The sequence below is a fragment of the Paractinoplanes brasiliensis genome (assembly GCF_004362215.1).
In the GTDB taxonomy this organism is placed as follows: domain Bacteria; phylum Actinomycetota; class Actinomycetes; order Mycobacteriales; family Micromonosporaceae; genus Actinoplanes; species Actinoplanes brasiliensis.
On the sequence record NZ_SNWR01000002.1, the window covers coordinates 1,870,781 to 1,893,848 of the forward strand.

A 23,068-nucleotide genomic window follows, 5' to 3' on the forward strand; every position below is an offset into this window, starting at 1 on the left:
GGGCACGCCCCGGCGTCCGTCATCGAACTGTCACATCGCCGGGGACGTTCCTTCAACTCGCGGGAGCAGGGTGGAGACGTTCCGATCGAGCCACCCGTGTGAGGACATACCGTATGACGGTCACCAGTCTGGTCACCGCCGTCGCCGTCGGCGTCGCCCTGGGCGTCGCCGGCTCCCTCGTGCGGCGTGGCGTTCCGTTCTGGCTGCCCCTGGCGGCCGGGGTCGGCGCGGCCGTCTTCGCCACGACGGTCGTCCGGATCGCCGCCGACCTGCCGTCCGGTTTCAGCCTCACCGAACTCGGGTTGCAGGTGCTGCTGGCCGCGGCCGCGGTCGCCGCCGTCGTGGCCACGGCCGAGCACCGTTCCCATTCCGACCACCGCTCCCCCGCGCCCAAGGGAGGCCTGCGATGATTGGCGTCCGTAACGACGTCGCGGTCGTCACCCCGTCCCACGATCTCGACGCCGCCGCGAGCGAGCTGCTGCGCGAGGCACTGGCCGACGCGGTCCGCGATCACCGGCACGTGATCGTCGACATGCACGCGGCGCCGACGATCGACTCGGCGGGGCTCAGCCTGCTCGTACGGGCGTACAACGACGCCAAGGCCCGCGGCGGCACCCTGAGCCTGGCCGCGCCCTCCCGGTACGTGGTGACGGTGTTGCACACGATGAAGCTGCACCAGATCTTCGCCGTCTATCCGGACGTCGACGCGGCGCTACTCGTCCGGCAGCTCGAGACGGAAACGAGCGCCTCCGCCGGGCCGATCCAGTAGCAGGATCCGGCCGTCGTGGGCGGCGGCGTGCTCGGCCACGATCGCCAGCCCGAGCCCGGTGCCGTCGCCCCCGCCCCGCGAGTTCGCCGCCGGCCCCCGCACGAACCGGTCGAAGATCGCCGCCCGCGACTCGGCCGGCACCCCGGGACCGGCGTCGTCGACCTCGAGAAAACCCTTCCCGATCCGTACGGCCACCGGCCCGCCCCCGTACCGCACGGCGTTGTCGATCAGGTTGCCCAGCGCCTGCTCGACCCGGCGGCGGTCGACGTGCCAGTCCACCGGTGTGCCCGGCTCGACCTCGATCAGGCCGGCCGGCAGTCCCCGGTCGCGCAGCACCCGCCCGGCCAGCAGGCCGATGTCGGCGGGCTCGCGGTGCGCCGGCTGGTCGCTGCGGGCCAGTTCGAGCAGGTCGTCGACGAGCGCCTGGAAGCGGGCGACCTCGTCGGCGATCAGCCCGACCGCGGCCGCCGAACGCTCGTCCAGGCCGTCGCGCCGCCGGTTGAGCACGCTGACCGCGGCCGCCAGCGTCTGCAGGGGCGAACGCAGCTCGTGGCTGACGTCGGCGGCGAACCGGCGGTCACGCTGCAAACGGCGCGAAAGCTCGTCGGCCATGTGGTTGAACGAGGCGGTGAGCCGGCCCAGCTCGGGCTCGGCGTCCGGGTCGAGGCGGGTGTCGAGGTCGCCGTCGGCGATGCCGCTGGCCGCCTCGGCCACCGCCGCCAGGGGGCGAAGGGCGTGCCGGGTGACGTACCAGCCGACCGCCGCTCCCCCGGCCGACACCATGATCGCCACCGCCGTCAGCACCAGCGCGAGCAGCTGCAACGTGCGTTCCAGCTCGCCCAGCGAAACGATCTCGTAGAAGACCGAACCGCCCTGCACCGGCACGGCCACGACCAGGGCCGCCTCGTTGTCGCGACGGATGCGCTGGGCGCCGGCCTGCCCGGTTGCGGCGAGCTTCTGCAGCTTCTCGGGCACCGCCCCGCCTGCCGAGGAGTCCGCGCTGCGCGAATACCACTGGCCCTGCCGGTGGAGCAGCACGTACCGGTCGGCGCCGACGTCGAGCGACTGCAGCAGGTCGCCCACCTCGGGATCGCTGCCGCCCAGACCCGAGTTGATCACCGTGGCGTCGAAGTAGGTGACGCGTACGGCCGCGCGTTCCCGCTCCCGGAACAGGGTGTTGCTGATCAGCTCGTACGACACGAACGTGACACCGGCCGACAGCGCCAGCGCGCCGATCGCGAACGCCGCGCTGACCCGGGTCCGCAGGCCCGCCCGCCTCACGGCTGGAGCTTGTAGCCCAGACCGCGGACGGTCACCAGGTGCCGGGGCCGGCCGGTGTTGTCCTCGATCTTGTGCCGGAGCCGGCCCACGTGCACGTCGACCAGGCGCTCGTCGCCGATGTCGTACTCCCAGACCCGGCTGAGCAGCTGCTGCCGCGACAGCACCTGGCCCGGGTGCTCGGCCAGCTCGCACAGCAGCCGGAACTCCGTACGGGTGACCGCGACCGGCTCGCCGTGCAGGCGCACCTCGCCCGCCTCGGGCAGAATTTCCAGGTCGCCGAAGGTCAGCACGGTCATCGCCGGGGTGGCGGCCTGCGCGGCCCGGCCCCGCCGGCGCAGCGCCCGCAAGCGTGCCGCCAGCTCCTTCACGGCGACCGGCTTGACCACGTAGTCGTCGGCGCCCGCCTCGAGCCCCGCCACGATGTCGTGCGTGTCGTCGCGGGCGCTGACCACGATCACCGGCACGTCGTCGGTGCGGCGCAGCTGCCGGATGCACTCGAAGCCGTCCATGCCCGGCAGCATCAGGTCGACCAGCACGGCGTCGGCCGGCTGTTTACGCTGCAGCTCGAGGCCCTCCTCGGCGGTGGCCACGGCGTGGGTGACGTAACCCTCGTCCTCCAGGGCCATGGCCAGCGACAGCCGGATCCGGTCGTCATCCTCGATCAACAGCACGGCACTCATAACCGCATGATGCCGCGCCGGACCCCGAACGACACAGTTGTGCAGGCAAACCACGGTTTCGTCACGCAACCGTCATATCCCCGGGGGGCGTTCGCCATCGACCGCCACGAGCATGGTGGCAGGGAAACGAACCCCCCGCAGGGTCCGCGTCCGGCCGCCGGTTCGGCGCGCGGGACGCGGACTCCCTGGTTTTCGCCGCTTGCCTGTCCGACAGGCCGCCGCCCCGGGCAGCGGAACGCCGGAGAGATCGTCGGCCGCCACCGAAGACCTCTCCGGCCCGGCTCGTCCGGCCCCGCTCGCTTCCCTGCTCGTTCGGCGCCACTCGCCGCCCGGCTCGTGCGGCCCCGCTCGCATCCCTGCTTGGATGGGCTCATGGAGCTCCTCGACACCCTGACCGGCGCCGGCCGCATCGGGCTGGGCCTGGCCGCCGTGGGCCGCCCCGGCTACATCACCCTCGGCCGCGCCGCCGACCTGCCCGCCACCCGCAGCGTCGAGGCCCTGCGTGAACGCACCCACACCCTGCTCACCGACGCGTGGGCGGCCGGCGTGCGCTACTTCGACGTGGCCCGCTCGTACGGCCGCGCCGAGGAGTTCCTGGCCGCCTGGCTCCCCGGCCACCCCGGCGCGATCGTCGGCAGCAAATGGGGCTACACCTACACCGCCGGTTGGTCGGTGACCGCCGACGTGCACGAGGTGAAGGACCACAGCGTCGCCACGTTCGACCGTCAGATCCTCGAAACCCGCGCCCTGCTCGGGAACCACCTGAGCCTCTACCAGATCCACTCGCTCACCCCCGGCAGCCCCGCCCTGACCGACACCGGGCTGCACCACCGCCTGGCCGCCCTGGACGTGCCGGTGGGCTTCTCGACCAGCGGCCCCCGCCAGGCCGAAACCATCCGCGCCGCCCTGGCGATCGAGGTGAACGGCGCCCGCCTGTTCCGCAGCGTCCAGTCGACGTGGAACCTGCTGGAACCCAGCGCCGGCCCCGCCCTGGCCGAGGCCCACGCGGCCGGCTGCGTCGTCATCGTCAAGGAGGCCCTGGCCAACGGCCGCCTCGCCGACCCGTCGCTGAGCAGCGTGCTCACCGAACTGGCCGTCACCCCCGACGTGGTCGCGACAGCCGCGGCCCTGCAGCAGCCCTGGTCCCCCATCGTCCTGTCGGGCGCCGCCACCCGGGCCCAGCTCGCCTCCAACCTGCGGGCCGCCGACCTGACGCTGAGCCCCGGCCACCTGGACCGGTTGGCGACCCTCGCCGAGCCCGCCGATCAGTACTGGAAGACCCGCGCGGCCCTCGCCTGGTCCTGACAACGGTCAGCGGCGGCTGCGGTGGCCCAGCAGGGCCGGGCCCGCGTCCCCGGCAGCGGCCAACGTCGTCGGTGGCCGCGTCCAGCCCGGCTCGGCCCCGGGCCGGCACAGCCCCGTCCCGCCCGTTCGCGGCCGGCTCACGGACCACGGCCCGGCCCACTCCGGCGGCTCCCCCGTCAGCACGGCAATACGGCGGATTTCTCAGGCGGGGGCCTTCTCGGTGGCCGGGCGGTGTTCCAGGGTGCGGACGTCCCGGCTGGTCAGCATGCCCGCGACGGCCACCAGCATCACGCCGACGGCGATCAGCAACGTCGTCCGGGCGCCCAGGGCGTGAGCGGCCGGACCGGCGGCGACCTGGCCGACCGGGATCGCGACGAGGGAGCCGAGCATGTCGTACGAGTAGACGCGGGCCAGCTTGTCGGAGGGAACGTACTCCTGCATCGTCGTCTCCCACGCGATGCCGAACTGGTCGAACGCCACCCCGCCCACGAACGCGCACACCACCAGCACCCAGAGGACGGGGGCAAGGGCCAGCCCGGACGGCAGCAGGGCCATTCCGGCGACCGCGATCACGCCGAACGCGAGCAGCCGGCGGACGGTGATCCGGATGGCCAGCAGCGCCCCGGCGATCATGCCCGCGGTCTGGGCGGCCAGCACGAAACCCCAGGCGCGGCGGCCGATGGTGTCGTCGGCGACCACGGGGCCCAGCACGCCCATGCTGGCGGCCCAGGCGGCGTTGAGGAACATGAAGCCGAGCACCACCACCCACAGCCAGGTGCGCGACGTGAACTCACTCCACCCGTCGCGCAGGCCCGCCAGCACGCTCGGCTTCTTGACCGCGTGGTCGCGCACGCCGGTCACCCGGATCAGGGCGAAACACACGCCGCTCAGGGCGAACGTGGCGGCGTCGGCGGCCAGGCCCCAGCCCGGGCCGACCGTGGCGACCAGGATGCCGCCGGCCGGGGCGCCCAGGATCATCGCGGCGTTGCCGCCGATCCGGTTGATGGCGATGGCCTGCTTGCGGATCGCCTCGGGCACCGTCTGCGGGAGCAGCGCCGAGACAGCCGGCCAGGCGAGCGCGGAGGCCAGGCCGTTGATCGCGGACAACACCATCAGCAATGGCACGGTGGCGGCGCCGGTGAGCACCGCGGCGGCGACGGCGGCCTGGGTGATCGCGGCCACGGCGCTGGAGACGACCATCACCAGGTGCCGCGGCAGCCGGTCGGCGATGACCCCGCCGAGCAGCAGGAACACGACGTTGGTGAGCGAGCGGGCGCCGACGACCAGGCCCAGGTCACCGGCCGAGCCGGTCAGGTCGAGCACGGCGAAGGCCAAGGCGATCGGGGCGACCGCGTTGCCCAGCATCGAGATCATGCGGCCCGCGGCGAGCAGGCGGAACGCCCCGTAGCGCAGCGGAGCCAACGAACCAGCGCTCACCCTGCAGCCCCCGTCGATGTGCGTGAATGGCGACCCGACCGTACCGGACCGCTGGGTGGGAAGCAGGGTCGAAAATGTCGTACCCACGGGGCAGGATCGGGCCCATGAAGGTGCACGAACGGATCGACGGACGGTTGCGAAGCTTCATCGAGGCGCAGCCGATGTTCTTCGTGGCCACCGCGCCCAACGGGCCGGGCGGACACGTCAACGTCTCCCCCAAGGGCATGGCGGGCACGTTCCTGGTGCTCGACGAGCTGCGGGTGGCCTATCTCGACTACCACGGCAGCGGCGCCGAGACGACAGCCCACCTGCACGAGAACGGCCGCATCACGGTGATGTTCTGCTCGTTCCAGGGCGCGCCCAACATCGTCCGCCTGCACGGCCGGGGCCGTTCGGTGCCGCTGACCGACCCGGAGTTCCCCGCGATGCTGGCCCTGTTCCCCACACCGCCCGACACCCACGGCGTCCGCTCCGTGATCGACATCGCCGTCGAGCGGGTCAGCGACTCCTGCGGCTATTCGGTGCCGCTGATGTCCTACGAGGGCGACCGCGATGTGCTGCTGCGCTGGACGGAACGCCGCTCCGAGGCCGACCTGGCCGAGTATCGCCGCAAGAAGAACGAGACGAGCATCGACGGCCTGCCCGCCTTCACCCCGGCGCCCTGATCACGCTCGGCCCGTCCGGCCGGCCCGCGTCCACCCGTGCACCCCGGCCACGAACGGAGGCGCGTTGGTCAGCGTCCTGGCCGGCTTGTGGGCCGGCGTCCACGGTCAGACGCCGGCCCACGCGTTTCTCGCCTGAGCGCGCACCACTCGGCAACAGCGACCGTCAGGCGGCCAGCAGTTCGAGGGTGTCGATCACACGGTGGGAGAAGCCCCACTCGTTGTCGTACCAGGCGACCACCTTCATGTGGCGGCCGTCCACGCGGGTCAGCGCCGAGTCGAAGACGGACGACGCCGGGTTGCCGACGATGTCGGACGAGACGAGGGCGTCCTCCGAGTATTCCAGGATGCCCGCCAGCGGCCCCTCAGCCGCCGTCCGGTAGGCCGCCAGCACCTCGTCGCGGGTCACGTCGCGGGCGACCACCGTGTTCAGCTCGACGATGGAACCCACCGGCACGGGCACGCGGATCGAGTCGCCGGACAGTTTGCCGTCGAGCTGGGGCAGCACCAGGCCGATCGCCTTCGCGGCGCCGGTGGTGGTGGGCACGATGTTGACGGCGGCCGCCCGTGCCCGGCGCGGGTCGCGGTGCGGCCCGTCCTGCAGGTTCTGCTCCTGCGTGTAGGCGTGCACCGTGGTCATGAAGCCGTGTTCGATGCCGGCCAGGTCGTCGAGCACCTTCGCGAGCGGCGCGAGGGCGTTGGTCGTGCACGAGGCGTTCGACACGATCGTGTGGGCTGCCGGGTCGTACGCGGCGTTGTTCACCCCGTACGCCAGGGTCACGTCCGCGCCGGCCGACGGCGCGCCCACCAGCACCTTGCGGGCGCCGGCGTCGATGTGCGCGCGGGCCGCGGCAGCCGCCGTGAACCGTCCGGTCGCCTCGAGCACGATGTCGACGCCCAGCGCGGCCCAGGGCAGGGCGGCCGGGTCCTTCTCGGCGAAAACGGCGATCGGGTTCCCGTCGACGACGAGCCCGTCGGCGGAGGCGGTGACGGGCCGCCCCAGCCGCCCGGAGGTCGTGTCGAAGGCGAGCAGCCGGGCCAGCGCGGCCGGCTCGGTGAGATCGTTGACGGCCACCACTTCGAGTTTGCTGTCCCGCTCGAGCAGGGCGCGCAGGACGTTGCGCCCGATCCGGCCGAATCCGTTGATGGCGATACGAGTCATGCGTTCAGCTTCGACGCGGCGCCACCCGGGGGTACAGTGGCCGCCACGCCACCGTTCGCAAGGATCACGCCACGAACGTACGGCGGTACTGGCTCGGTGTGGTGCCGAGGATCCGCTGGAAGTGCAGGCGCAGGTTGGCCCCGGTGCCCAGCCCCACCTGAGCGGCGATCTGCTCGACCGGGAGCTGCGACAGTTCGAGCAGTTCCCGGGCCAGGTCGATGCGGGCGCGCATGACCCACTGCATGGGCGGGTAGCCGGTGTCCTCGGCGAAACGGCGGGAGAACGTACGGGGGGAGACGGCCGCGTGACGGGCCAGGATCTCCAGGGTGAGCGGCTTGCCGAGACGGTGCAGCGCCCATTCCCGGGTCGCCGCGAACCGTTCGCCGAGCGGCTCCGGCACGCTGCGCGGCACGTACTGGGCCTGACCGCCGCTGCGGTACGGGGCCGCCACAAGCCGCCGGGCCGCGTGGTTGGAAGCCGCCACCCCCAGGTCGCCGCGGAGGATGTGCAGGCACAGGTCGATGCCGGAGGCGGCGCCGGCCGACGTCAGGACGCTGCCCTCGTCGACGAACAGCACGTTCTCGTCGACGAGCACGGACGGGTGTTTGAGCGCGAGCTGCCGGGTGTAGTGCCAGTGCGTGGTGGCCCGTTTGCCGTCGAGCAGCCCGGTCGCCGCCAGCGCGAACGCCCCCGTCGAGATGGCGGCGAGCCGGGCGCCACGGGTATGGGCCGCGATCAGGGCGTCCGCCACGGCTTGCGGCGGGTCCTCGCGGTCGGGGAAACGATAGCCGGGGATGAACACGATGTCGGCCCAGTCCAGCGCGTCCAGACCGTCGGCCACGTGGTACGACAGGCCGTCGCCACCGGTGACCAGTCCCGGGGCGGGGCCGCAGACCCTTACCTCGTACGGCATGCTCGCCCTGGTCGTGAAGACCTGCGCCGGGATCCCCACATCGAGCGGCTTGGCCCCTTCGAGCACCAGCACGGCGACACGGTTGAGGCGATCGGGCAGCACGCCACCAGGGTAGTGCCGCCGCCACCAGGCCGGCGGGGCACGCCACCAGGGTAGTGCGACGGCGACTCAGGTCGGCGGCGGCAAGACCTACGGCCGTATCGGGTGTCCGGGTGGCGTCGCGAGAGTCGCAGGCATGGCAGCAGTTCTCGCGCTGATGGCGCTCGCGCCCTGGACCGCCGAGTGTGTCTGGGGCGGCTTCACGGTCGTCGACTGGCCCTTCGTCATCGTCATCCTGGCACCCCAGTACGGGGGCGCCGCCGTGCTCATCCGCGAGGTGGCCCGCCGCACCGGTGGCGGGTGGCCGTCGATCGCGCTGATGGCGGCGGCGTTCGGGTTCGTGCAGGCCGGGCTGGTCGACCAGTCGTTGTTCAACCCGGCCTTCCTCGACAACACCGAGTTCGCCGCCGACGCCGCCTCCGCGCGCGCGACCTGGGTGCCGGGTCTCGATTTCAGCGCGCAACAGGCTTTCTCGTACGTCGGCGGGCATGTCGCCCTCAGCATCGCCGCGCCCATCGCGATCGTGGAGGCTTGCTCGCGCCGCCAGGGGCCGTGGCTGGGGCGCCGGGGGACGGCCGTGATCGCCGTCGTCTATGTGCTGGGCAGCCTCCTCATCTTCCGCGACTCCTACAGCAACGGGCACTTCCTCGCCTCGCCCGTGCAGGTGCTGTTCACCGTGCTGGTCGCGCTCGCCCTGATCACGGCAGCCCTGTTCCGCCGACGTCCACGCACGACTCAGAACCGGCCGCCACAACACGCCACGACAGGCGATCGGCCGGCGCAGGCCCCACAGCACGCCACCACAGACGATCGGCCGGCGCAGGCCCCACAGCACGCGACAGCAGGCGACCAGCCGCGGATTCGGCGGCGCGGCAGGACGGTCCGGCGGGCGCCCCACCCGCTGGTCGTCTTCGGCGCGGCCGCCCTCCCCCACTTGAGCGGTGAATGGGTGGCGGGCTGGGCCGGCCCGGCGATCCAGGCCACAGTGACCGGGCTGGTGGTGGCATCGATCGTACGGTGGTCACGACGGGACGGGTGGGGGCAGCGGCACGCGCCGGCCGGATGGTTCGCCGGACTCGTCGTGTCGGCCGCGACCGCCTATGCGGTGCCCACCTACGCGTCTTCGACGCCGGCGATGGCGCTGCTCTCCGATGTGTGCATATCCCTCGTGACGGCGGCCCTGCTGGGCGTGACCTGGAAACGGCAGCGCCTAAATGCTTCGACAGCGCAGACGAGTCCCCGTACGGTGAAATGCAGTTGATCTTTTCCGAGGGGAGGCCAGTGATGCGTCACCGCACCGCTCTCCTCCTCGTGTCCGGTGTGCCCAGCCTCGGCTGCGCCACCGGGGCTGGACGTGCCTGAAAGAGCGGCAACACGGCGCTGTCCACCGTAAGCACGTCAAGGAAAGACACTTTCAACAATGCGTAACATCGGCATTCTCGCGCACGTCGACGCGGGCAAGACCACCCTGACCGAACGCATTCTGTTCCTCACCGGCGCCACCTACAAACGCGGCGAGGTGCATCACGGAACGACGGTCACCGATTTCGATCCGCAGGAGCGGGAACGTGGCATCACCATCTTCGCGGCCGCGGTCAGCTGTACCTGGCGCGGCGAGCAACTCAATCTGATCGACACCCCGGGACACGTCGACTTCACCGACGAGGTCGAAAGGTCGCTGCGGGTGCTCGACGGCGCGGTTGTCGTATTCGACGGCGTTGCCGGGGTCGAGCCGCAGAGCGAGGCCGTGTGGCGGCAGGCCGACCGTTACGGCGTGCCGCGACTGGCGTTCATCAACAAGCTGGACCGTCCCGGGGCGGACTTCGAGGCCTCCGTACGCTCGTTGCGGGAGCGGCTCGGTGTGACCGCGCTGGTGGCGCAGCTACCCGTCGACGGCGGCGTGATCGACCTGGTCGGCCCGCGCCCCGATCGTGAGGACGTGCGGGCGGCCCGGCGGCGGCTGGAGGAGGCGGTGGCCGAGCTGCACCCGGCGGCCCTCGAAGAACTGGGCGACATGTCGGACACCACCCTGCGGACGGCGATGCGGGAGCTCACGCTCAGCGGTCAGGCGGTGGTGGTGCTGGGCGGTGCGGCCTACCGCGACGTCGGAGTGGAACCGCTGCTCGACGCCGTGGTCGACTACCTGCCGGCGCCCACGGGCGACCCGGCCGCGCCGCTGTCGGCGCTGGTCTTCAAGGTGCAGGCGGCGAAGCAGGGGCGGCTGACCTTCGTACGGGTCTACGACGGCGTGCTCGCCAAGGGGGACACGGTGTGGGACGCGGCCCGGCAGCGGACCGAACGCGCGGGACGGATCCTGCGGGTGCAGGCCGACCGGGTCACCGACGTGGACCGGGCGGTGGCCGGTGACATCGTCGCGCTGGCCGGCCTGAAGAGCGCGCGGGCGGGGACGACGCTGTCCACCCGCGAGCATCCGGTGCTGCTGGAGGCCCCGGCGGCGGCCACTCCCCTGGTGTCGGTGGCGGTCGAGGCCCGTACGCGGGCAGACGCGCAACGGCTGCCCGGAGCGCTCGCCGTGCTGGCCGAGGAGTTCTCCGTACGGGTCAGCAACATCGACGGGCAGACCCTGCTCTCGGGGCAGGGCGAGCTGCAACTGGAGGTGGCCGTGACCAGGCTGCGCGAGGCCGGGGTGGCCGTGAACGTCGGGCGGCCCCGGGTGGCGTACCGGGAAACCGTGGCCGGCGGGGTGCGCGGGTTCGTGCACCGGCACGTCAAGCAGGACGGCGGGGCCGGGCAGTTCGCGCACGTGGTGCTGGACGTGGCGCCGTTGGAGGGCACCGATTTCGAGTTCGCGTCGGCGGTGACCGGCGGGCGGGTGCCGGCGGAGTACGTGCGGGCGGTCGAGGCGGGCTGCCGGGACGCGCTCGCCGAGGGCCCGCTCGGCGGCGACCCGGTCGTCGGGCTGCGGGTCACGCTGGTCGACGGGTCCACGCACGTGAAGGACTCGTCGGAAATGGCGTTCCGCACGGCCGGGCGGTCGGGGCTGCGGGCGGCGCTGGCCGCGTGCACGATGGCCCGGCTGGAACCGGTGGCCGACGTGACGGTCAGCGCGCCGTCCGACGCGCTGGGGGCCGTGCTGGGCGACCTCGCGGCCCGCCGCGGGCAGGTCACGGGCTCGACGTCGCAGTCGGTGACCGCGGTGGTGCCGCTGGCCGAGCTCTTCGGCTACGCGACCGACCTGCGCAGCCGTACGCGGGGACGGGCGACCTTCTCGACCCGGCCGGCCGGTTACCGGCCCGCCGCCTGAACGACGTCGCCCCGGGCCCATCCGGCCCGGGGCGACACCCCGCCCTCGTCGACCGAGCCGGCACACCCGAGCTCGTGGGCGGGGCGACATGCCCGGTTCCTCGGGGCGGGGCTAACCTGGCCTCGGTGGCCAACGGGACGAGATCATCGGCGGGGCGCCCGGGCGGCGGTCCCGGACGTCTGCCCACGCACCGCCTCGTGCTGGCGATGGCCCTGATCTCGACCGGCCCGCCGCTGGTCATCCACGAGGGCTGGCAGGGGCTGCCGGTCGCGGTGGCCGCGGTTCTCTACGCCGCCTATCTGCTGCTCGGCAAGCGCTGGCCCCGCCTGCGCCGCCGCCGGGTGTCTCCGGCCCGGCCCGCCCGGCTGCCCACCGCCACCACCGCGTCCCCGCCCACCGCCACCTCGGCCTCCCCGCCGGCAGCGACCCCCGCCGCCGCGACCCCCGACACGCCCGCCGCCGCGCCCGCCGAGGCTCCGCGACCCGAGCCGGCTCCGGCCCCCGCCGACGCCGACGCCGACGCCGTGATCGGCGAAGTCCAGCCGAAAAGGGTGGAACAGTGACCGGAGCATCTGTCTCATTTGCCATCCGGAAATCATTCCGGAAATAGTCAGAAAAACGCTACTCCGCCACCCCGGCCCGGTCCAGTACGCAGCCGACAAGTAACCGCGGGCATTCCTTCACCCCTCGCACACTTGCCAAAGCACAATCACGCCCTATTGGCTCATCGGGTTCCGACCATTTCCGTGGAGGGAGCACCATGACCATTTCCGAGGTGCTGTCGGCCGACCGTGCGCCGAACCTGCCCGCCGGGTTCGCCGACACGTTCACCAGCCGTTTCGTCGACACCGGGGAGCTGCGCCAGCACGCTGTCGTCGGCGGCGACGGCCCGCCGCTGCTGCTGGTGCACGGCTGGCCCGAGTTCTGGTACGCCTGGCGCCTGGTCATGCCGGCCCTGGCCCGTGACTTCACGGTGATCGCGGTCGACCAGCGCGGCCTGGGCCTGTCCGGCAAGCCCGAGACCGGATACGACACCCGCACGCTGGCGAACGACCTGGTGGCGCTGATGGCCGCGCTGGGTCACGACCGGTTCGCGGTGGCCGGGCACGACACCGGCTTCGCCATCGCGTACGCCCTGGCCTCGGACCACCCCGAGCGGGTCGAGCGGGTCGCCCTGGCCGAGATCCCCGGCCCGCCGCGCGCCGAGGCGTCACCGCCGGTGTTCGTGCCCTCGCACATCAACGACCGGCTCTGGCACATCCCGTTCAACCGGGTGGAGGGCCTGCCCGAACGGATGGTCGCCGGCCACGAGGACCTGTTCTTCGGCTACGAGTTCGCCGTCCAGGGCGGCAAGCTGCCCGGCGAGCTGGTCGACTTCTACGTACGGGTGCTCTCCGAGCCCGGGGTGCTGCCGGGCAGCTTCGGCTGGTACCGCGCCCTCGACGAGACCATCGCGCAGAACGGCGAACGGGCGAAGACCAAGCTGGCCATGCCCGTGCTGGCGATCGGCGGCGCCCTCAGCTACGGCCCCGCGGTCGCGGCGGCGATGCGTCCACTGGCCGGCGACGTACGGGAGACGGTTGTTCCCGACGCCGGGCACTGGGTCGCCGAACAGGCCCCGGAGGCGCTGGTGGCGGCCCTGTCCGACTTCCTGGCGCCGTACCGCTCATGAAGGCGCCGTGGCTGGGCGGCGCCGAGTGGCTCGACTCCGCGCCGCCCGATCTCGACGGCCGCGTGGTGGCGTACGACTTCTGGACCCTGACCTGCGTCAACTGGCTGCGCACGGCGCCGTACCGCCGGGCCTGGTGGCAGGCGTACCGCGGCGACGGGCTGGTCGTGGTCGGCGTGCACACCCCCGAGTTCGGCTTCGAGCACGACCGCGACCTGATCCGCCGGGCCGTGGCCGACCGCGGGCTCACCTATCCCGTCGTGGTCGACAACGACCACACGGTCTGGAAGTCGTTCGACAACCATTTCTGGCCCGCGCTCTACATCGCCGATCGCGACGGGGTGATCCGCGACCATCACTTCGGCGAGGGCCGGTACGCCGAGTCGGAGCGCACGATCCAGCGTCTGCTCGGCGTGGCCAGGCCCCTCAGCCGGCCGGAGGCGCTGGGGGTGGAGGCCGAGGCCGACTGGGAGCGCCTGAGAACCCCCGAGACCTACCTGGGGTACGCCCGGGGGGAGCGTTTCGTGTCGGCGGGCGGTTCCCACGCGTACGCGTATCCGGGGTTCCTGCAGTCCAATCAATGGGCGCTCGACGGCGACTGGACGCGCAGCAGCGAATACGCCACGGCGCACACCGCGGGCGGCAGCATCGCGTTCCGCTTCGAGGCCCGCGACGCCAATCTGGTGCTGGACGCCGGTCACTCCTCCGTCCCGTTCCGGGTGCTGCTCGACGGCGAGCCGCCGGGCCAGGCCCACGGCGCCGACATCACGCCCGACGGCCAGGGGGTGCTGACCGGGGGCCGCATGTACCAGTTGATCCGGCAGCCCGGCACGGTCGAGGAGCGGCACCTGGAGGTCGTCCTCGCGGGGCCGGGCGTCCGCGCGTACGCCTTCACCTTCGGTTGACGCCGTTGTCCACCGGGACAGCGGCGGCGCGGCAGCGGTGATAGAAACCGTGGGTGGACTTCCCTGAACTGCTGCGTCTGATCGACGAGCGGTCGGCCGCGTTCCAGGCCGTGATCGCGTCGGCCCCGAGCCTCGATGTGCCGGTGCCGACGTGTCCCGGGTGGACGCTGGCCGACCTCGAACGGCACCTGGTCGACGGCCGTCGCAAGTGGGCGGCCATCGCCGCCGCCGGGCCGGCCGGCAGTTTCGCCTGGTCCGGGGCGCCGCCGGTGCCCCTGGCCGAGGCCACCCGCGAGCTGATCGACGCGTTGCGGGCGGCCGGGCCCGAGGCCGGCTGCTGGACGTGGTGGGGCCGCTCCCAGTCACCGCAGACGTGTGCGGCCGTGGCCCGGCATCAGGTGCAGGAGCTCGCCGTGCACACGTACGACGCGCAGGTCGCGGTCGGCGATCCCCAGCCGCTGCCGGTCGAGGTCGCCCTCGACGGGGTCGACGAGTTCCAGACCACGTGCGTCGCGACGACGAGCCCGTGGCCGCACGAGCCCGCCGTCCTCCGCTACGACGCCACCGAGGGCCGCTCCTGGCGCATCTTCTTCTCGGCCGAGGGCGCCCGCTGCGAGCCCGGCGACGGCCCGGCCGACGTCTCCGTCACCGCCCCGGCAGGCGACCTGGTGCTGCTGTGTTACGGCCGGTTGTCACCCGAGGCGGTGAAGGTCGAGGGCGACCGGCGCGTCCTCGACCGGCTCATCGCCTGGGAACCGGCCTGAGCGTCAGGCGAAGACGGCGGCCAGCTGCTCGTCGAGCCAGGGGTAAAGCTCCTCGGCCGGGGTGTTGAGGCGCGACTTGAGGTATCGCGTCTGGTCGTCGGCCAGGACCTCGATCGAGCCGTCGGCCACGGCGTCGTAAGCCTGCGCGACCACGTCGGCCGGGCCGACCTTGGGAACGTCGTAGCGGGCCGACATGGCGGTGTCGACCATGCCGACGAGCAGGCCGATCACCTGCGTGCGCTGGCCGCGCAGCTGCACGCGCAGGGCGTTGGTGGCCGACCACAGGGCCGCCTTGGACGCGCCGTAACCGGTCGGGACGTTGACCCACGCGGCGGTCGACAGGATGTTGAGCAGCGTGCCGCCCCCGTTGGCCGCGAGCACCGGCGTGAAGGCCCGCGTGACCCGCAGCGTGCCGAAGAAGTTGGTCTCGAAGATCTGCCGCAGCTCGTCCTCGGGGCCGGTGATCCGCTCGTCCCCGGGCGCCACGGCGGCGTTGTTGACCAGCAGGTCGACGTCGGTGGCGGCCCGGGCGGCCCGTTCCGCGTCGTCCGGGCTGGTCAGGTCGAGGGTGATCGGCTCGATCCGGGAGTCGTCCCACTGCTTGCCCGTACGCGCGGCGGCGTAGACCTTGGCCGCGCCGCGCTCGAGGGCCTGCCTCACGAAGTGCTCGCCGAGGCCGCCGTTGGCCCCGGTCACGAGCACGGTGCGGCCGTCGAGTGCCTGGTTCATCTAGACTCCTTCGATAACTGGGGAGCATCCCCGCTATGAACTATGTGGGGACAGTCCCCGGATAGTCAAGGAGGAGTGTCCATGGCTACATCCCGCCCGCTGCGCGCCGACGCCCAGCGCAACCGGGACGCGATCCTGACCGCGGCGCGCGAGACGTTCGACACCGAAGGCGTGCTGGCCTCGCTCGACGGCATCGCCCTGCGCGCCGGGGTCGGCAACGCCACCCTCTACCGCAACTTCCCCACCCGCGACGACCTGCTGGCCGAGGTCCTGCGGACGAGCATCGACGAGGCGCTGGCCGAGGCCGACGAGCTGGCCCGCACCCGGACGCCCGGCGACGCGCTCGCCGAGTGGCTGATGCGGCTCACCTGGAAGCTGCGCATCTGGCACGACCTGCCGTACTGCCTGGCCGCCGCCCACCACGACACCGGCTCCCCGATGAAGCCGGCAGCGGACCCGCTGCTGGTCAAGACCGGCGAACTGCTCGACGCGGCCCGGCCCGGGTCCGGCATCACCGCCGCCGAGGTCTACGAGCTGGTGCTGGCCCTGTCGTGGGCGGTCGACCGCTTCCGCGACGACGAGCCGGCCGCCCGCCGCCGGGTCACGATGGCAACCGCCGGAATCCTGCCCTGACCGTGTCCCGGCGGCCCGTTCAGTAGGTCCAGTCGCTCGGATAATCGGGGGGCAGGTAGTGACCGGCCTGGCGAATGACCGTCGCCACCCGCGCCCGTTCCACGCCCGATGTGCTCGGCCGGCTCGCCCACCGGCCGATGTAGTCGAGGAACACGGCGGCGATCTCGGGGGTGGCGCGGTGCAGGAGCCGCAGGAAGTTCTCGTCGTCGGAGTCCCGGATCAGCCGTACGACGTAACCCAGCACCACCTGGTTGTCGAGGAGTGCCCGGTCCAGCACGAGACTGTGCACGATCGCCAGCCGCTGGTCCGGGGTGAAGCCGCGGAACATGAGCTCCAGCCAGTCGAGCGGCCGGTTCAGCGCGACGATCACAGCGGCGATGTCCGGCGGTGACAGCTTCTCCAGCCGCAGCCGGGCCGAGTAGGGCGCCTGGTTGCCCAGCGACCGGGCCACGTCGGCCACCTGGGCCCGGGTCATCCGGGCGCCGCGCTGTCCCGGCGGCGGGGAGGCAGGGCGGTGTCTCTGGTCGCGCATCGCGTCGGCCTCGGGCGCCCGGCCCGCCTTGTCGAGGATGTCGGCGCCGATCGTGCGGGCGGCCAGCACCAACCGATCGCGGACGGCGTCGAACCGCGGCGCCCGCACCCGCTCGATCACCTCGTCCAGCCCGCCGAGGGCAGCCTCGGTCCGCAACCCCGAGGGCAGGCTGACCCGGGCGAACTTGAGCAGCGCCTGCACCAGGTCGAGCTCGTGCCGTTCGGCGCTGATCCGGACGAGACGCCGGTGGATCGCGATCGTCTCGGCCAGCGCGTCGAGGGCCCCGCCCCACGCCGTACGGTCGGCCAGGATCTGCGCCTCCACCTGACGGGCCCGGGCCAGCTCCTTGTCGTAAAAAACGTTGACCTCGGCCAGCCGCCGGAACACGGCCACGGCGCCGGACGCCGCGAACGAGGCCTCCTGATGCTGCCGCAGCGAGTGCAGCGTCATGGCCCGTCCGAGCAGGGCCGCGGCGAAATCCAGCTCCAGGCCCGCGCCCGCGTTCCCGGCCACCGCCTGCAACAGGCCCAGAGCCTCGTCCAGCGCTTCGAGCGCGTCCCGGCGCCGGTCGCCGCGGCGCAGCTGCTCGGCCTGCTGCACCAGCACCCGGATCAGCGTCAGCCGGTACCGCCCGTCGACCACGACCAGCCGCCGCAGCTGCGCGATGGCCCGATGCCGGGTCGACAGCGACGACGTGTCGCGCCCCTGGTTCCACAGCGCGAGGCTGAGGTCGGCCAGGCAGGCGGCGACGTCCTCGGCGGGTGGCGTGCAGCGGTCGTTCCACAACTCCGCGGCCTGTCCGAGCGCGTCGGCGGCGGTGGCCCAGTCCTTCGCACGGGTGCAGGCCCGGCCGAGGCTGCGCAGAGCCAGCTCGAGCTGCGCCGCCTGAGCGGGTGGCCGCCGCGCGATCGCGACCGCCTCGGTGAGCAGCGCCAGACCATCCCGTACGCGGCCCGACTCGAACAACCGCCAGCCCAGCTTCAACGCCAGCGCGCCGGCCCGTACGGGGTCATCGGCGTGCCCGGCCAGCTCGCGGGCCAGCCGCTCGGTGATCGCGGCGATGCCCGCGTGCAGGTCGGCCGTGGGCTCCTGGGGGAACGCGGACTCGATGGCCGCCAGCACGTCCAGCGGCATGGCGGGGGCGGCCGCGATCGCCGAGAGCGCCGCCGAACCGGCCCGCACGGCCAGCTCGGGCCTGTCCCGCAGCACCGCACCAGCTGGTCGGTGGCCAGGTGCGGCCACCGCCGTACGGCGTCGACCAGCATCGGCAGGGCCGTGGCGGCGCTGCGGGCGTCGTGCGCGAGCAGCTCACCGAGCGCGCCCACGGCCCACGGGTCGGGGCGGAACCCCGCGACGGCGGAACCCCGCGACGGCGTGACCCGGCGTCTGCAGGGCGACGAAATCCTCGGCGAGCCGGTCCGGGTACAGCGGCTCCAGCACGGTGTCCGCGTCGTGGGGCGGGTAGCACATCGCGTGGTCCGCCAGGACCTGACCGGCGTCGTGCACCCCGTCGGCGACGGCCACCGCCCGCAGCACCGGCAGCGCCGACGCGTAGTCGAGCGACCGGGTCAGCGCGGCCACGTACACCGCCCGGCCCATCAGCTGCGGCGGCGACTCGACCCGGCGGTCGTTGTCGTACATCGACTGCCAGTGGCTGCGTTCCCGCGACAGCAGGTAGGCCGACAACTGGGCCGGCTCGGTCGGCGGCTCCACACCCTGCCGGGCGGCGAGCACCTGAGCCAGCGCCGCCATGTGCACGGTCAGGAACGAGCCCTCGGCCTCCGGCGCCGGGCCGTCCGGAACGTCCACGCCGAGCACCCGCGCGAAACAGCTCCGGGCCACCTCGAACACCTCGTGCGGGCTGGTTCTCGCGGCGGTCAGTTCGGCGCTGTCGGCGTGCACGCCCAGCGTCTCCGAGAGCCGGTAGGTCAGCGCGTCCCACCACGTGCCCAGCGGCCGCGCGAGCAGCAGCACACGCAGCGCCCGGCCGGTGTGCAGCCGCCGGTCGAGCAGCAACGCGAGCAGGTCGGACAGCGGCCACCGTTCGGCGTAGTCGACCAGCACGAGCAGCGGCTTCTGCGCGACCAGGGCCGTTCCGGCGGTGACCTCGACCGGCTGCACCACGGCGTCACGGCTGTGCCGGGCCCGTACGGTGATCCACCCCGCGGCGTGCGAGACCTCGGCAAACCGGTGCCCCAGCCGCGTCTTGCCCTGCCCGGCGCCGCCGTGCACAAGCCGGACCGCCACGGCGGGGGCGCTGTCACGCCAAGCCGTCAGCTCGGCCAGCTCCTGGGTGCGGCCGGTGAAGTCGACCACCCGGTTGCCCGCGTTGAGCAGCCGGCTGGGCAGCTCGCCGGGCGGCACGGCGACGGCCCCGAACGACAACTCGTCGATGAAGTGCGTGCCGATCCGCTGGTGCACATGCAGATCACCGTTCTGCACAGCCAGCAGCGTCGCGGCCTCCCCCGCGGTATTGATCTGCTGTGGCGCGACCTCACGTCTCATCGGGCCCCGCCCGCCCACCGATGTTCAGGTCCCCGCCCTGAACGTTGTACATCGTGGAGTTGCCGGACGCCTCGTTGATCTGCACCGGGCCGGGCCCGTCACCCGCACCCGGGCGGGCCCCGACCCACAACGCCAGCCCACTGAGCACAGAGGTCACCACGGCGCCGACCACGCTGGACCACTTGTCGGAGCGGTCGAGCCCGTTACGCGCGAGGAAGACGATCCAGCCGCCCAGCAGCAGAGCACAGCCCAGGACCGCGATCAATGCCCACAGCCGGCGCCGCGTCATCGCCCCAGTATGGCCCAACCCACCCCACCGCAACTCCCCCGGCAGCCAGGCCGTTGCGCGCCGTCCCCGGTGCGTGGCGTTCCGGCTTCAGCCGCGTTCTCGGCCCCATCGACTGCCGAATCGCCCCGGGCTCGCCATCCACGCGATCCCGGTCCCGCTGAAGGATCGCGGACCAGACGTCCTTCCCCAACCCACACCCCGACCCGGCCAGACGCCCTCCCCCAACGCACGCCGCCCCACGACCCGGACCAGACACCCTCCACCAACCCACGCCACACCAATCCCGCCTGGCGCGGCCACGGCCAGACGCCCTCCCGCGACGCCCACGCCCCACACCGGCCGTGCTCCTGAACAACCCGCCCTCTCAAGGACTCCGCGACCACTTCACGCTCCTGGCGCACAGGATCGCCGTGAGGCTGACAGTGGTCACAACGGCAGACGCGAGGGCTCCGAGCATCCTAGGAACCTAGTTCAGGCGAACGTCTTCGAAGGCGAGCGCCGCGGGTTGGCAAGAGCGAGACAGGTGCCCACACCCAGGTCGAACGAAAGCGAGGCCCCTCGACGGGCCGTGGAGAACACGCCAGGCGGATGAACGCGAAAGCCTCACGGTGCTGTGGGCGAGGCCGCGACATCGATCGGGGCGACGGCTGGGACGCTGCCCGTCCCCGGGCCACGGCTCGCAGCGCCAGGACGACGGCGACACCGAGGCGGCTGATCTTCGCCGGTGTGGGGCGTGCCGGATGGGTGAACCAAGACAAAAGGCAAGGAGAAGACTCTCCCTGCCACCTCTAACGTATATCGCACCCGGGGGCTTGCGGCAAGACGTGGGTCGGGGCGCAGAATCGTCGGCCTGGGTCGCCACGGGGAAGGTTTTCGCATGATTCTGGGGTTCGGCGAGATCGATCGGACGATGGTCGCCGCGGTGGGGGGCAAGGGCGCTCACCTGGGGGAATTGTCGCGGATTGACGGCGTACGGGTGCCGGAAGGTTTTGTCGTGACGACCGGGGCGTATCGGCGAATGCTCGCAGCCGCGGAAGGCCTCGACCCGCTCCTGCGGGAGCTGGCGCAGGCAACCGGCCGGGACAGGATCCGTGCGCTGAGCGCGGAGGTCCGCCGGGTGATCGAGGCGACCGCCGTGCCGGGTGACCTGGCAGGTGCGATCGCCGACGCGGTGGGCGAGGGGGCGTACGCGGTGCGGTCCAGCGCGACGGCCGAGGACCTGCCGACCGCCTCTTTCGCCGGGCAGCAGGACAGCTACCTCAACGTCGTCGGCGCCGGGGCGGTCGTGCGGCACGTCAGCCGGTGCTGGGCCTCGTTGTTCACCGAGCGGGCGGTCACCTATCGGCTGCGCAACGGCTTCGACCACCGCCGCGTGCTGATGGCCGTCGTCGTGCAGCGGATGGTGTTCCCGGAGGTGTCGGGCGTCCTGTTCACCGCCGACCCGGTCACCGGCAACCGGCACGTCACCACCGTGGACGCGAGTTTCGGGCTCGGCGAGGCGCTGGTGTCGGGCCTGGTCAACCCGGACGTGTTCCGGGTGCGCGACGGCGTCGTCGTGGAACGGGCGCTCGCCGTCAAGCAGCGGGCCGTGCGCCCGTCGGCAGCCGGGGGCACCGAGGAGGTCGCGGTCGATCCGGGGCAGCGGGGACTGCCGGCGCTCACGGACTCCCAGGCCGTACGGCTGGCCGCCCTCGGCCGCACGATCGAGGCGCACTTCGGGAAACCGCAGGACGTCGAATGGTGTCTCGACGGTGACGGCTTCCAGGTGGTGCAGAGTCGGCCGATCACCACGCTGTTCCCGATCCCCGAGGCGGCCGGGCCGGGCAACCGCGTGTACCTCTCGGTCGGGCATCAGCAGATGATGACCGACCCGATGAAACCGCTCGGGATCTCGATGTGGCAGCTGACCGCCCTCGCCCCGATGTTCTCGGCCGGCGGGCGGCTCTTCGTCGACGCCACCCCGCGGCTGGTCACGCCGGCGGGCCGGGCCGGGCTCCTGGAGCTGGCCGGCAAGTCGGACCCGCTGGTCGGCGACGCCCTGCAGACCGTTTTCGACCGTGACTTCGTGCCCTTGCAGCCGGACGCCCCGGCCGCGCCGCCGCCGCTGGGCGCCGGGTCGACCGACCCGATCGCCACCGATCCGGGCATCGTGGCCGAGCTGGTCCGGCGTACGGAGGACTCTCTTGCCGCCCTCAAGCGGGACATCGCCACGAAGTCCGGGCCGGCGCTGTTCGACTTCCTGCTCGACGCCATCGAGGAGCACAAGCGCCTGCTCACCGACCCGTTGAGCATGCGGGCGCTGACGGCGGGCATGGGCGCGACCTGGTGGCTCAACGATCACCTGCTCGAGTGGCTGGGCGAGCGGAACGTGGCCGACACGCTCACCTTGTCAGCACCGGGCAACATCACCTCCGAGATGGGGCTGGCGCTTCTGGACGTGGCCGACGTGATCCGCCCGTACGGGGAAGTTGTGGCTTTTCTGGGCACGGCCGGGGACGACTTCCTCGACGAGCTGCCGGAACTGGCCGGTGGGGCCGAGGCGCGCGACGCGATCCGGTCCTATCTGGACCGGTACGGGATGCGGTGCGCCGGCGAGATCGACATCACGCGGCCGAGGTGGAGCGAGCAGCCGTCGACGCTGGTGCCGCTGATCCTGGACAACGTGCGCAGTTTCGAGCCGGGCGAGGCGGCGCGGCGTTTCGAGCAGGGCCGGCAGCGGGCGGCCCGCAAGGAGCGGGAGGTGCTGGAGCGGCTGCGCGCCCTGCCGGACGGCGAGGAGAAGGCCCGCGAGACCCAGCAGATGATCGACCGGGTGCGCACGTTCATCGGCTATCGCGAGTTCCCCAAGTACGGGATCGTCAGCCGTTACCTCGTCTACAAGCAGGCGCTGCTGGCCGAGGCCGACCGGCTCAGGTTGCCGGATCGCGAAGACATCTACTTCTTGACGTTTCAAGAGCTTTCCGACGCCGTACGCGATCAGGCCGTCGACGCCGCACTCATCGCTGCCCGGAAAGAGGAGTTCCGCTCGTACGCCAATCTGTCCGCCCCGCGGATCCTCACCTCGGAGGGCGAGGGCATCTCGGGCTCGTACCGCCGCGACGACCTGCCCGCCGGGGCACTGGCCGGGGTGCCCGTCTCGGCCGGAACCGCCGAGGGCCGGGCCCGGGTCGTCCTCGACATGGCGCAGGCCGACGTCTCGCCGGGCGACATCCTGGTCACCGCCTACACCGACCCGAGCTGGTCCCCGCTGTTCGTCGCCGTGTCCGGCCTGGTGACGGAGGTCGGCGGCGTCATGACCCACGGCGCGGTGATCGCCCGCGAATACGGCCTGCCCGCGGTGGTCGGCGTCGAGAACGCCACCCGTCTCATCCCCGACGGCGCCCACATCCGCGTGCACGGCACCGAGGGCTACATCGAGATCCTCGATGATCAGGAACCCGCAACCGTCGCGGGATGAGCGGGGCCGGCG

The 23,068-nt window shown here is 72.5% G+C and carries 21 protein-coding genes; 12 read left to right on the forward strand and 9 right to left on the reverse strand.

What is annotated here, in order from left to right; genetic code table 11:
* Nucleotides 1-113: 113 nt before the first annotated feature.
* Together C8E87_RS40475 and C8E87_RS40480 are read left to right on the forward strand one after the other, a co-directional pair.
* Nucleotides 114-410, forward strand: coding sequence for a GlsB/YeaQ/YmgE family stress response membrane protein (locus C8E87_RS40475; protein ID WP_133878626.1), 297 nt, complete (start codon nucleotides 114-116; stop codon nucleotides 408-410).
* Nucleotides 407-769 (forward strand): STAS domain-containing protein, encoded by a 363-nt coding sequence (locus tag C8E87_RS40480; protein WP_133878627.1) that lies wholly within the window; start codon nucleotides 407-409, stop codon nucleotides 767-769. The genes C8E87_RS40475 and C8E87_RS40480 overlap by 4 nt, the downstream gene beginning before the upstream one ends.
* Here the strand turns inward: C8E87_RS40480 and C8E87_RS40485 are convergent.
* Complete coding sequence (locus C8E87_RS40485; protein ID WP_133878628.1) at nucleotides 713-2,050, reverse strand: sensor histidine kinase; 1,338 nt, start codon at nucleotides 2,048-2,050, stop codon at nucleotides 713-715. The two genes, C8E87_RS40480 and C8E87_RS40485, sit on opposite strands and share 57 nt — an antisense overlap.
* Nucleotides 2,047-2,730: a response regulator transcription factor gene (locus tag C8E87_RS40490; RefSeq protein ID WP_133878629.1), complete on the reverse strand. Its 684-nt coding sequence runs from the start codon at nucleotides 2,728-2,730 to the stop codon at nucleotides 2,047-2,049. The genes C8E87_RS40485 and C8E87_RS40490 overlap by 4 nt, the downstream gene beginning before the upstream one ends.
* Before the next feature lie 372 nt (nucleotides 2,731-3,102).
* Between C8E87_RS40490 and C8E87_RS40495 the strand changes: the two genes are divergently transcribed.
* Nucleotides 3,103-4,035, forward strand: coding sequence for an aldo/keto reductase (locus C8E87_RS40495; protein WP_133878630.1), 933 nt, complete (start codon nucleotides 3,103-3,105; stop codon nucleotides 4,033-4,035).
* A 201-nt stretch (nucleotides 4,036-4,236) separates the two neighbouring features.
* Here the strand turns inward: C8E87_RS40495 and C8E87_RS40500 are convergent, their stop codons facing one another.
* The gene (locus C8E87_RS40500) at nucleotides 4,237-5,472 is read right to left on the reverse strand and encodes an MFS transporter (RefSeq protein WP_133878631.1); all 1,236 of its coding nucleotides are present in this window, start codon (nucleotides 5,470-5,472) and stop codon (nucleotides 4,237-4,239) included.
* Between the two features lie 104 nt (nucleotides 5,473-5,576).
* On the opposite strand from C8E87_RS40500, the gene C8E87_RS40505 reads away from it, so the two are divergent.
* The gene (locus C8E87_RS40505) at nucleotides 5,577-6,137 is read left to right on the forward strand and encodes a pyridoxamine 5'-phosphate oxidase family protein (RefSeq protein ID WP_133878632.1); all 561 of its coding nucleotides are present in this window, start codon (nucleotides 5,577-5,579) and stop codon (nucleotides 6,135-6,137) included.
* Nucleotides 6,138-6,300: 163 nt separating this feature from the next.
* On the opposite strand, the gene gap is transcribed toward C8E87_RS40505, so the two are convergent.
* Nucleotides 6,301-7,296 (reverse strand): type I glyceraldehyde-3-phosphate dehydrogenase, encoded by a 996-nt coding sequence (gap, locus tag C8E87_RS40510; protein WP_133878633.1) that lies wholly within the window; start codon nucleotides 7,294-7,296, stop codon nucleotides 6,301-6,303.
* Nucleotides 7,297-7,360: 64 nt separating this feature from the next.
* Nucleotides 7,361-8,311, reverse strand: coding sequence for a GlxA family transcriptional regulator (locus C8E87_RS40515; protein WP_203720983.1), 951 nt, complete (start codon nucleotides 8,309-8,311; stop codon nucleotides 7,361-7,363).
* A gap of 133 nt (nucleotides 8,312-8,444) precedes the next feature.
* Here C8E87_RS40515 and C8E87_RS40520 point away from each other — a divergent pair, with 133 nt between their 5' ends.
* The 6 genes from C8E87_RS40520 (at nucleotide 8,445) to C8E87_RS40545 (ending at nucleotide 14,911) form a co-directional block, all read left to right on the forward strand.
* Nucleotides 8,445-9,569, forward strand: a complete 1,125-nt coding sequence (locus C8E87_RS40520) for a hypothetical protein (protein WP_133878634.1) — start codon at nucleotides 8,445-8,447, stop codon at nucleotides 9,567-9,569.
* Nucleotides 9,570-9,728: 159 nt separating this feature from the next.
* Nucleotides 9,729-11,573 carry an elongation factor G gene (locus C8E87_RS40525; RefSeq protein ID WP_133878635.1) on the forward strand — a complete coding sequence of 615 codons (1,845 nt, stop codon included), beginning with the start codon at nucleotides 9,729-9,731 and terminating at the stop codon, nucleotides 11,571-11,573.
* Nucleotides 11,574-11,698: 125 nt separating this feature from the next.
* Nucleotides 11,699-12,136, forward strand: a complete 438-nt coding sequence (locus C8E87_RS40530; protein ID WP_133878636.1) for a hypothetical protein — start codon at nucleotides 11,699-11,701, stop codon at nucleotides 12,134-12,136.
* 197 nt (nucleotides 12,137-12,333) lie between these two features.
* A complete protein-coding gene (locus C8E87_RS40535) occupies nucleotides 12,334-13,245 on the forward strand; it encodes an alpha/beta fold hydrolase (protein ID WP_133878637.1) in 912 nt (303 codons plus the stop codon).
* Complete coding sequence (locus C8E87_RS40540) at nucleotides 13,242-14,147, forward strand: thioredoxin family protein (protein WP_133878638.1); 906 nt, start codon at nucleotides 13,242-13,244, stop codon at nucleotides 14,145-14,147. The genes C8E87_RS40535 and C8E87_RS40540 overlap by 4 nt, the downstream gene beginning before the upstream one ends.
* A gap of 53 nt (nucleotides 14,148-14,200) precedes the next feature.
* Nucleotides 14,201-14,911, forward strand: a complete 711-nt coding sequence (locus C8E87_RS40545) for a maleylpyruvate isomerase family mycothiol-dependent enzyme (RefSeq protein WP_133878639.1) — start codon at nucleotides 14,201-14,203, stop codon at nucleotides 14,909-14,911.
* 3 nt (nucleotides 14,912-14,914) lie between these two features.
* Here the strand turns inward: C8E87_RS40545 and C8E87_RS40550 are convergent, their stop codons facing one another.
* Complete coding sequence (locus C8E87_RS40550; RefSeq protein ID WP_133878640.1) at nucleotides 14,915-15,640, reverse strand: SDR family oxidoreductase; 726 nt, start codon at nucleotides 15,638-15,640, stop codon at nucleotides 14,915-14,917.
* A gap of 81 nt (nucleotides 15,641-15,721) precedes the next feature.
* On the opposite strand from C8E87_RS40550, the gene C8E87_RS40555 reads away from it, so the two are divergent.
* The gene (locus tag C8E87_RS40555; protein ID WP_133878641.1) at nucleotides 15,722-16,273 is read left to right on the forward strand and encodes a TetR/AcrR family transcriptional regulator; all 552 of its coding nucleotides are present in this window, start codon (nucleotides 15,722-15,724) and stop codon (nucleotides 16,271-16,273) included.
* A gap of 19 nt (nucleotides 16,274-16,292) precedes the next feature.
* Here C8E87_RS40555 and C8E87_RS40560 read toward each other — a convergent pair whose 3' ends face one another.
* The 3 genes from C8E87_RS40560 to C8E87_RS44085 all read right to left on the reverse strand — a co-directional run bounded on the left by C8E87_RS40560 (nucleotide 16,293) and on the right by C8E87_RS44085 (nucleotide 19,599).
* On the reverse strand, nucleotides 16,293-18,014 hold the full coding sequence (locus tag C8E87_RS40560) for a hypothetical protein (RefSeq protein WP_133878642.1): 1,722 nt from the start codon (nucleotides 18,012-18,014) through the stop codon (nucleotides 16,293-16,295).
* Between the two features lie 99 nt (nucleotides 18,015-18,113).
* Nucleotides 18,114-19,310, reverse strand: coding sequence for an ATP-binding protein (locus C8E87_RS40565; RefSeq protein ID WP_133878643.1), 1,197 nt, complete (start codon nucleotides 19,308-19,310; stop codon nucleotides 18,114-18,116).
* Nucleotides 19,300-19,599, reverse strand: a complete 300-nt coding sequence (locus tag C8E87_RS44085) for a hypothetical protein (protein WP_166661439.1) — start codon at nucleotides 19,597-19,599, stop codon at nucleotides 19,300-19,302. The genes C8E87_RS40565 and C8E87_RS44085 overlap by 11 nt, the downstream gene beginning before the upstream one ends.
* Before the next feature lie 877 nt (nucleotides 19,600-20,476).
* Between C8E87_RS44085 and rph the strand changes: the two genes are divergently transcribed.
* A complete protein-coding gene (rph, locus tag C8E87_RS40575; RefSeq protein WP_133878645.1) occupies nucleotides 20,477-23,056 on the forward strand; it encodes a rifamycin-inactivating phosphotransferase in 2,580 nt (859 codons plus the stop codon).
* Nucleotides 23,057-23,068 lie beyond the last annotated feature (12 nt).

Excerpts from the sequence above, each read along its gene's own strand:
- C8E87_RS40550 (WP_133878640.1), bottom strand. The coding sequence starts at position 15,640 with ATGAACCAGGCACTCGACGGCCGCACCGTGCTCGTGACCGGGGCCAAC.
- C8E87_RS40555 (WP_133878641.1), top strand. The coding sequence starts at position 15,722 with ATGGCTACATCCCGCCCGCTGCGCGCCGACGCCCAGCGCAACCGGGAC.
- C8E87_RS40520 (WP_133878634.1), top strand. The coding sequence starts at position 8,445 with ATGGCAGCAGTTCTCGCGCTGATGGCGCTCGCGCCCTGGACCGCCGAG.
- rph (WP_133878645.1), top strand. The coding sequence starts at position 20,477 with ATGATTCTGGGGTTCGGCGAGATCGATCGGACGATGGTCGCCGCGGTG.
- C8E87_RS40490 (WP_133878629.1), bottom strand. The coding sequence starts at position 2,730 with ATGAGTGCCGTGCTGTTGATCGAGGATGACGACCGGATCCGGCTGTCG.
- C8E87_RS40535 (WP_133878637.1), top strand. The coding sequence starts at position 12,334 with ATGACCATTTCCGAGGTGCTGTCGGCCGACCGTGCGCCGAACCTGCCC.
- C8E87_RS40480 (WP_133878627.1), top strand. The coding sequence starts at position 407 with ATGATTGGCGTCCGTAACGACGTCGCGGTCGTCACCCCGTCCCACGAT.
- gap (WP_133878633.1), bottom strand. The coding sequence starts at position 7,296 with ATGACTCGTATCGCCATCAACGGATTCGGCCGGATCGGGCGCAACGTC.
- C8E87_RS40565 (WP_133878643.1), bottom strand. The coding sequence starts at position 19,310 with ATGAGACGTGAGGTCGCGCCACAGCAGATCAATACCGCGGGGGAGGCC.
- C8E87_RS40540 (WP_133878638.1), top strand. The coding sequence starts at position 13,242 with ATGAAGGCGCCGTGGCTGGGCGGCGCCGAGTGGCTCGACTCCGCGCCG.
- C8E87_RS40525 (WP_133878635.1), top strand. The coding sequence starts at position 9,729 with ATGCGTAACATCGGCATTCTCGCGCACGTCGACGCGGGCAAGACCACC.
- C8E87_RS40475 (WP_133878626.1), top strand. The coding sequence starts at position 114 with ATGACGGTCACCAGTCTGGTCACCGCCGTCGCCGTCGGCGTCGCCCTG.
- C8E87_RS40495 (WP_133878630.1), top strand. The coding sequence starts at position 3,103 with ATGGAGCTCCTCGACACCCTGACCGGCGCCGGCCGCATCGGGCTGGGC.
- C8E87_RS40505 (WP_133878632.1), top strand. The coding sequence starts at position 5,577 with ATGAAGGTGCACGAACGGATCGACGGACGGTTGCGAAGCTTCATCGAG.
- C8E87_RS44085 (WP_166661439.1), bottom strand. The coding sequence starts at position 19,599 with ATGACGCGGCGCCGGCTGTGGGCATTGATCGCGGTCCTGGGCTGTGCT.